At 30.4% G+C, this 1,654-nt stretch carries 3 protein-coding genes; 2 read left to right on the top strand and 1 reads right to left on the bottom strand.

Annotated features, from left to right (window positions below; genetic code table 11):
- Positions 1–455, bottom strand: a 455-nt coding sequence (locus ABTY20_RS35250; protein WP_352001215.1) for a hypothetical protein, incomplete at its 3' end; no start/stop codon positions are given.
- 114 nt (positions 456–569) lie between these two features.
- Here ABTY20_RS35250 and ABTY20_RS35245 point away from each other — a divergent pair.
- Both ABTY20_RS35245 and ABTY20_RS35240 read left to right on the top strand, forming a co-directional pair.
- The gene (locus ABTY20_RS35245) at positions 570–809 is read left to right on the top strand and encodes a hypothetical protein (RefSeq protein WP_341082326.1); all 240 of its coding nucleotides are present in this window, start codon (positions 570–572) and stop codon (positions 807–809) included.
- A 477-nt stretch (positions 810–1,286) separates the two neighbouring features.
- Positions 1,287–1,654: hypothetical protein (locus ABTY20_RS35240; protein ID WP_352001214.1), on the top strand; the 368-nt coding region annotated here is incomplete at its 3' end.

The following is a 1,654-nucleotide window of genomic DNA, read 5'->3' as shown; positions in this document are numbered from 1 at the left end:
CTATATAATGTAGTTGTTTTAATACCTAAAACATACAGTTTATAGGTAGCAGTTACAGTTTTTTTCCCAGTCGCTAATACTCCTATTGAAGGGTTAGTATTTGTTTGTAGTTCTACAGGTACTTTATTTCCTTCTATGTTAATGTTTGATACGCCAGGATTAGCATTTGCTGTACCGATTAATTTCATATAATTATCTGGTTGTAATGCTAAAAGAAAAGTGTTTTGTTCTTCTTCACTTAAATTTTTAAATGCTTCTAATCCTTCTGCTGCGTAGTCATCTATTTTGCTTTCCTTTTCTAAATACTCAATATAATTAGCTGGTGATTCAATATACTTCAGTCCATCTTCAGTAGAGATACTTTCTGCATTAGCTGATTTTAAATCTAAACCAAAATTACTAATTAATAAAAATACAAGTGAACCTAACACAAAAACAATTCTTTTCATACTCATAGAAACAATCTTCCTTCCCCTTAATTTTTTATATCAATCCGAATAATTTCCAGATTAATAACATAGATAATAAAAAAATGGAAAAAAATAAGAATATTCTAGGGGGTATATATTGTGCAGGAGGAAGTAAAAGCTATTTTAATAGGTTTTGTTACTCTAATCGCTGCTTATTTGACTGTGTTTTCTTTATGGTTTTGTTTAGTTGCAATAATATTTGGAGTTATAGGATATAAACAGGCAAAAAAAATTAAAGAGAGAAAAAACAATTATATTTTTATGGGGAAAATATTAAATAGTATAGGGATTTTGTCTTCTATACTGCTATTTATGTATTATGTAACCGGTCCTATTTAATTTCGGTTTTAAAAAAGAAAATACCTCCTTTTATAGAAAAAAATTACATTTCATTTAAAATATGAACTTTTTATTTCGTATTAGGATAAAAAGAAAAAAAGCATAGGAGACGATCCTATGCTTTTTATTTTATTAATTTCAAATATAATCTAGTAAATTAGTATTGCTAGAATAGATTGATAGGTATAAAATTACAGATAACTAAATAGTCCGGATAATGAAAAAGAACTCCAACTGTTAAAGTGGTGTTGGTCGCACCCTTTAACCGTCTCCCTATTCTCGGTAGGGAAACACTTGTCGAAGTCCTTTGAACATATAACGTTAAGTATTATATACCAATCATTTTAGTGTATAAAACACGTTTATTCAAGGAAAAAAAGTTTCCTTTTTTCGATAACTTTTGATAAAAGACACTGTTTCCCATTGGTTTATGGGATAATAGTGTCTTTTTTTGTTCCGAAAAAGGAGAAATTGAACATGACAGTATTTGTGGAATCACACCAATTTAATCAAATGATATCTTACACACCATATGTAGAAACAAAAACAGAAAAGAAAAAAGTTAAGTACAGTTTATTAGAATCTATTCAAGAGTCCATAGGGGATAAATGGTACCGACTAAAAGAAGGAACAAGACAGGCTTTTGATATGGTCTGTTTCTTCAGTACGGAGTTAGGATTCTTTTATGCGAGTGACGAATACCTGGCAAAAAGGAACGGGATCAGTGACCGAACTATCCAATATCGCCTGAAAGAGCTAGTAGAACTGGGACAAGTTATAAAAGTATATCGACGTGCCAGAAAGTGTAACGGTCGGGGGAACCCAGTCTATCTATTTGTTAATCA

It is taken from the genome of Streptomyces sp. NPDC126497 (assembly GCF_040302425.1).
GTDB lineage: Bacteria > Actinomycetota > Actinomycetes > Streptomycetales > Streptomycetaceae > Streptomyces.
Note: the sequence above shows the minus strand (reverse complement) of the source record. Positions and strands in the feature narration are given on the sequence as shown.